Genomic DNA, 6,402 nt, shown 5'->3' on the forward strand with positions numbered 1-6,402 from the left:
GCATCGCTCAAAAAACGGCGGTTGCCGTAAAAATGTTTGTATGCCTGTTCGCTTGCATAGCAACTCCAAAAGTCATATTTCGTACTTACTTTTTCTTGGTGCAACTTGTTAATGGCTCGTTTGCATTGGGCAAGAAAGCCGTTGAAACTCTCCGAACTCGTTGTGTGGGTCGTATAAATATCTTTCCTGTCATACTCCCGCATTATCCTGCGACATTCTTTTTTTGTCATAACCGTATTGTTTAATTGGATTTGAATTTATCAGGCTGCCATTGCTAATTTTCTCTTTATCTTCGGCATTTTCTTATTTACAAGGGCAATTATCCTGTCGTGGTACTCGGTGTTTTTGTTGCATACGCCCCTGCTTTGTACCACCCGCATTTGAGAGAGTGAAAACTCTACTGTTTCAATCTTTTGTCCATTGATACAGGCGGAAAGTATCAGGCTGTCGGGTTTCAAATGGTATTCGCTTGCAAATACGCAATGGTGCATTACATCGCCCTCTGTCATTATGTCTTCCACGCTGTCGAGTGTCCGAACTTCAATCACGCCATCGGTAAACCCGATACCGAAAAATTTGGATTTCATTTCCCTGAAACGAATTTCATCTTCCAATGCCTTTTCTCTTGCCTTTTCCCTGCGTTCCCTTTCCTGCCATTCCCGCTTTTTCTTCACATAACGGTCGTGTTCGGCTTTCAGGTCGGTGGGGCAAACATATTTAGCGTTGTGTAAATCCTTTCCGAAAAAACGCAACAAACCAATGTAATCACGCCATATAGAGGCGTCTTCTACTGTATAACCGTTGCGCAGGCAGATTTTGATTGAAGTCCAATAGTTTGTTATATGCTTAAAACCATTGTTTACAAAAAAATTCAACAAATTGATTTGTCCTGCTTTTAACAGCGTTTCGGCGTGATTGTCCGTCAATAAGGCATGGAATAAATCGAAAGGCGTAACCTTGTCAATAGGCTTTTTATACCCGCTGCGCTTTAATTCGGGGATTAACTTTTGGCGCGGATAAACTGCGGTCGGAATAGCATTGTATAACGGCTTTTCGGGACGTATTTCAAGAGCCGTCTCAAAACGCCATGTGTCTGCAAAACAGGTCAATGCCCTTAATCTGGCTATGGTTGCCGATTTGCCGTTGGGCGCAATCCACCGCTGAATGACTTCCGAATGGAAATACCGCGCCTTTTTTCCCGCTTTGGCATAAATTGTCAGGTAAAAGAAGCGCAACACCTGAAAGCCACCGCAAACGGTAACTGTGCAGAAATATTCGTAATCCCTGAATACCCGCCGTCTTGTGCCGTCTATTTGCAGTTTGGTATGGCAATGAGGGCAAACACATTCTTTTTCATCGCTGTTTTTGTCCTGCCACAAATGACCGCACTCTAAACAGGTCAAGCCTTTTTTCGTCTTTTTCGCAATATGCAGCATACAGTTTTGATATGCCCATTTTACCTGCGTTTCGGATATGGCAGGCAGTTTTTTACTCCATTCAAAAACCTGCTGTTGAAATTTGTTTTTCGGTTTCATAGGGCAAATAAATTTAGTTGGTTGGTAACTTCGGGTTGTTTCGCTTGGGGCTTGCGCAAAGGCTGTTTCAGTCGGTTGTATGCCTCATTTTGCGCCTGTTGCATTGCCTCTTGCCGTGCCTGCTGTTTTTCTTCGGCGGTTAATTCTACGGTGTGATTGACTACAACCCTGCAATCAAAATTTTTCCCCACTTCGATAGTGTCTTCATCGTAATAATGCACTGCCATCGAATAAATTTCCTCGTCTGCAAATCCGTTGCAACCGCTTTTCTGAACGGTATTGAAAATGTAGGTAATGCAGTCGTCAATGTTTTTGCCTGTCTTTGCGTAGGATACGGCAAACAATACATCCGTTTTTGCCCTGTTGTCCAAATAATTTTGGATTGTCTGTTTAAATACTTCCGTTGATTTCATATTTCCTTGTGTTATAATGATTAATAAAATTACCATTTGATAGCCCACCAACCGTTGGCAGTAGCGCCATTGGGTGTTATTGTGCATAATTCGCCCTCTACATAATTGTCTATCAGCGAATTTGTGATTTGTTCCAAATCCATTGCCGACAATGCAAGTCCTTTGCCGTATAACCGCCATTCGATTATGTTACCGCAAATTTTCTGTATGCCTTTTGATACGGATTGCCGTTTTGTTTTTACTGCTGTTTTCATTGTTTTACTTGTTTAATTTATTATCGTTTAACCATTTGTCCCTCTTTACTCTGCACCCCTCCAAAGTCGGGGCGACGGTTGAAAACAGTTTGCTGTCTGTATGTCGGTAGTCGTATTGATAAAAAACTGTATTCGGGCGGTGTGCAGGGCGGAATGTCGTATAATTTTCCTGTCCTGCCTGACAAACGGAACAACCGTTTTGATTGATTGAGTTTTCTGTTCTCATTGCTGTAATTATTTGATTGTTAATAAATTTCTTAATGCCTGTTCTTTGGATTTTGAGAAAATCCAACCTGCCTGTTTTTCGCCGTTGTACGTTAATCTTGGGTTAAACCGTCCGCCTAACGCCTTTAATTCGTCCTTAATGGGGCGAGTGTCGCCGAAAACGGCTAATGCCATTTGGGAGTAATCCGCTATCACAAAATCGCCTGTTACGGTTTCGGGCGTGGCGGTGTTCGTTTCTGCCTGAACCTTGTACTCCGCTTCGCCCTGCAATAGCAATGCTTCAAAGGCATCCATAAATTCGGGTGTTTCATCATTGTAATACATTCCAATCCCGAATTTTTCCGAAAGCGGTCGGGGAAGGTCTGTTTGTGTAAACTCCCTTGTTTCAATGTTGATTAAGTGGTAAATAAAACTGTCGCCCCTGTTTTCAACCCGATAAACCACATAGCGTTCCTTGCTCATTCCGTAACCGTAGCCGGTTACGATTTGATTTTCACTTAATACCTGCTTTGAGGTATCATACGTTTTCCCTGAAAATAAAACTGTTACTTTTGACATAATGAATTGTATTAAAATATTAGTAATGAAATAATTAAAATCAGTATTGCAATCGAAACAAGGGTAATAAAGAGGGAAAAAACCAAACTCAAAACCCGCAAAATCAGCCTCAAAAGTTTGTAGCCGAGATATACCCCCACTACTGCCGAGAAAGTACCGCCAAAGCCGAAAATCAGCCCGAAAACCACTGCCAAACCCGCTAATATCAAACCGATACTTATGTTGATTCCAGAGCGGAGTGAGTTTTTTTGTTTCAATATTTTTTCGTTGTTTCGCATAATCAATGACATTTTTTTTACTTCTGCTTCATCCGTCGCATCGGTCGTTTTTTTGTTTCTGAGGGCTATCCGGTGTAGGGTTTAGGGCTGTCAAGGTTTTTACAAAAAATACTACCCGAAGCCTGCGCAGGTGTGGAGATTTTTTGTAAAACCGAAGGCTTGACCTTGACAGCCCGTTAATAACCCGTAAGCACCTTTGCCCTCAAAACAAAAAATGACCACACACAGCGGCGGAATTGCAATAAATTATGTGGAATGATTATTAAGAGAAACAGCGAAAAAATTTATGACAAGGGAATTTGTTTTGTTGCCGTGCGATACGGCAATCTTTGCAAGTGTATGAATAACAGAAAATAGCGGCGTGTTCATACTCTTGCTTTTATTGTGCCGGAAACTTGCTTTGCTGTTTGGAGGGCAATGGAAAACGCAAAGCGTGTTTCGGCAGGGTGGAAATGAAAAAAGCCCGATTGAGTGTCGGGCTTCTGTGAATGAATGAATTACGATTTTAATTCCACCAATAATTTTGTGCAGGCATATATGTCCAAACGATTTTTACGCTCTGTTTCGGCGATTTATCCTTTCGTAAATGTTCCCGCAAAGCGGAATTGACAAATTGCCGGAAAACTTTTGCCTCCAATGTATTAACCCGATAACTGACAAAAATAAGGACTTCCATATTGTAATACATTGTTTGGCGTTCCTTGCCGTTGTTGTCGGTATAACGGTTATTGTAGCAAACATCGTCTTCCCAAAGCAAATGCTGATTGAAAATGCTGCGAAGATTTGCATCTACCTTTTGTACGAAACAGTTTAGCAAATGTGCGATTTCATACTTTGTCAAAAAAATTGTTCCATTGACTAACTCTACTTCCAGCGAAGGCGCTTTGCCGTCTTCGTAAATGAATTTGATACTTCCTTTTTCCATAATATTATTCCTCCTTCTTTTTAGTTGTTCTCTTAACCGTATGCTCTACGGACAGCAGGGCAAGGTTAAGTTTTACCGTTGTTTCCGTTTCCGTTGTTTCAAGGTCGCTCAAAAGCAGGTCGGAAATAATCTCGCCGCTTTTTTGCAACATTGATTTTTGCTGTTCTTCGCCGTGCCTGTGCAGTTCCGAAATATTACGCGACAATTCCCTGACTTTGGCAAAAGTTTCGATAATTTCTATTGTTCTTTCCGTTGCCACAGGGCTTTTCAGAATGGTGGCGAGCATATACAAGCCGCGTTCCGAAAAACTTTTTGCATTGTATTTTGCATGTTTCCCTCGCCCTGCATTTTCTAAGGTCGAAATTTTCGACCTTAAAGAACGCATTTCATCATCCGTCAGCGTAATAATATACCCTTCGGGAAATTTGTCGGGGTTGTTCTTTACCGCTTCGTTGATACGCTTGGTTTCAACGTTGTACAGTTCCGCTACATCATTGTCGAGGATAACCTGTTGTCCCTGAACAATGATAATTTTGTCTTTAATTCTTTCTAAATTCATGATTGAAATTTTTTAAATGAATATTATTGATTTACTGTATAATTATGCTATACAGGGAGTTATATACTCCAATAAGTTTTTGTGCCGTAAAAGCGGTTTATCACTGTCTTCCATTCTTTGGATTTCGGAAACAACCGTCAATTTGGTGTTGCTGTCAGTGTGCGTCCACAGGTATTTTAATATTTCGGACTGTCCGTCTTTATAGAGATACAAAGCAGTTATCTTTTCAAACCAGTTCAACTGCTGCCAGATTTCTTTCAATATGCCGAATTGTTCTTCCGAAATGTTTATGGAAAACGCATCTATAATGTTGATAAATGTTTTCAGAGAAACTTCCTCTTCTTTCATTCCATTATCCTTCATATTAAACAGTGTTTCCATTGTGGTCAGTTTGCCTGCGAGCATTGCCATATCTTTACCTACTTTCTCATCGGTAACGCGAGCGTAAATCTGAGTGGTCTTAATGCTGGTGTGTCCCAACATTTTGCTGACGCTTTCGAGGGCTACGCCTTTTGTCAATGCGAGCGTGGCGAAAGTATGCCGCGCGAGGTGCGAGGTTATGTTTTTGGTTATGCCGCATTTTTGGGCAATCTTTTTTAATAAAATGTTATACACTTGCCTTTGCGGTACAGGTAAAACCTTGTTATCGGGCAAAAGATTCTTATACTTGCTCATAATCATTTGAGGGATTTCCAAAAGGGGTACTTGAAATTCGGTCTTCGTCTTTTGCCGCTTGCCCTTTATCCACATTTTACCGTCAAACGACTGTTGGATTTTATCGTATGTCAAATTGAAGACATCAATGTGTGGCAAACCGGTAAAGCAACAGAAAATAAACACATTACGGGCTTCTTCTTCTTTTTTTCTGCTGGGAAGAAAGTTGATAAGTGTTTCCACTTCCGCCTGTGTCAAATAACCTCTATCTACTTTTTGAAATTGAATAGTTTCCGTAAATGGATTGCGCATTATCAATTCTTCATCGTAAGCGATACTGATGATATGCCGAAGACATTTCAGTTGTTTGATGCGTGTGTTGGGTGCAAAATCGTAGTTGGCGCAAAGGTATGCCTCGAAATCGGATATGAACTTTTTGCCGACTTCTTTCAGTGGAACATCTGACAGATTGTAATACCGCTGCATAAAATCGGCGAGGCGGGTGCGCGTGAGGCAATAATAGTCGTGCTGGGATTTGCAAATATCTACGCCTATCATTAATTTGCGTTCTTTGTTGTGCCGGTCGAACAACTCCAGAATGGTGTGCTGCTTGTATTCGATACCCAGAAAAATGTTTTTTATCCGCTCGGCGGTAACATAATTGTCGCGTTCCTGCAAATCGCGGTAAGCCTTGACAACGGTTGCCTTGGTGTTCTCAATAAGGGCGTTGATTTTGGTGGCTTCCGCCGTCCGTCCGGTTGCCTTGCCGGTTTCCACATCCCACAATTTGGGATTGACATCGCATTTCATTCCGAAACGCGCTTCCTTGCCGTCAACGGTTATCCGGCAATAGAGCGGAACATTTCCGTTGGTCTTTTGCTTGTCTCTTTTCAGGAAAAAGAGGACTTTGAATGTACTTCTCATAAAAACTCATTTTTTAAGTTACAAAATTACTGTATTTACTTTTAAATGAGTTCTATGCAACATAGACAATATCAGAC

The 6,402-nt window shown here is 41.3% G+C and carries 10 protein-coding genes; all 10 read right to left on the bottom strand.

Annotated features, from left to right (window positions below; genetic code table 11):
- A partial coding sequence (locus ACYPWY_RS15305) for a hypothetical protein (protein WP_459686414.1) occupies positions 1-230 on the bottom strand: 230 nt, incomplete at its 3' end.
- 30 nt (positions 231-260) lie between these two features.
- A complete protein-coding gene (locus tag ACYPWY_RS15310) occupies positions 261-1,535 on the bottom strand; it encodes a PcfJ domain-containing protein (protein WP_459686415.1) in 1,275 nt (424 codons plus the stop codon).
- A complete protein-coding gene (locus ACYPWY_RS15315; RefSeq protein ID WP_459686416.1) occupies positions 1,532-1,948 on the bottom strand; it encodes a PcfK-like family protein in 417 nt (138 codons plus the stop codon). Before ACYPWY_RS15315 ends, ACYPWY_RS15310 begins: the two co-directional genes overlap by 4 nt.
- 29 nt (positions 1,949-1,977) lie before the next feature.
- The gene (locus ACYPWY_RS15320; protein ID WP_459686417.1) at positions 1,978-2,202 is read right to left on the bottom strand and encodes a hypothetical protein; all 225 of its coding nucleotides are present in this window, start codon (positions 2,200-2,202) and stop codon (positions 1,978-1,980) included.
- A 4-nt stretch (positions 2,203-2,206) separates the two neighbouring features.
- The gene (locus ACYPWY_RS15325; protein ID WP_459686418.1) at positions 2,207-2,428 is read right to left on the bottom strand and encodes a DUF3873 family protein; all 222 of its coding nucleotides are present in this window, start codon (positions 2,426-2,428) and stop codon (positions 2,207-2,209) included.
- An 8-nt stretch (positions 2,429-2,436) separates the two neighbouring features.
- Entirely contained in the window at positions 2,437-2,985 is a 549-nt protein-coding gene (locus tag ACYPWY_RS15330; RefSeq protein WP_459686419.1) for a hypothetical protein, read from the bottom strand.
- Positions 2,986-2,996: 11 nt separating this feature from the next.
- Positions 2,997-3,242 carry a hypothetical protein gene (locus tag ACYPWY_RS15335; RefSeq protein WP_459686420.1) on the bottom strand — a complete coding sequence of 82 codons (246 nt, stop codon included), beginning with the start codon at positions 3,240-3,242 and terminating at the stop codon, positions 2,997-2,999.
- Positions 3,243-3,768: 526 nt separating this feature from the next.
- Entirely contained in the window at positions 3,769-4,188 is a 420-nt protein-coding gene (locus ACYPWY_RS15340; protein ID WP_459686421.1) for a hypothetical protein, read from the bottom strand.
- 4 nt (positions 4,189-4,192) lie between these two features.
- Positions 4,193-4,747 carry an ORF6N domain-containing protein gene (locus ACYPWY_RS15345; RefSeq protein ID WP_459686422.1) on the bottom strand — a complete coding sequence of 185 codons (555 nt, stop codon included), beginning with the start codon at positions 4,745-4,747 and terminating at the stop codon, positions 4,193-4,195.
- A 42-nt stretch (positions 4,748-4,789) separates the two neighbouring features.
- The gene (locus ACYPWY_RS15350; protein ID WP_459686423.1) at positions 4,790-6,325 is read right to left on the bottom strand and encodes a site-specific integrase; all 1,536 of its coding nucleotides are present in this window, start codon (positions 6,323-6,325) and stop codon (positions 4,790-4,792) included.
- Positions 6,326-6,402 lie beyond the last annotated feature (77 nt).

This window comes from Viscerimonas tarda (assembly GCF_054601255.1).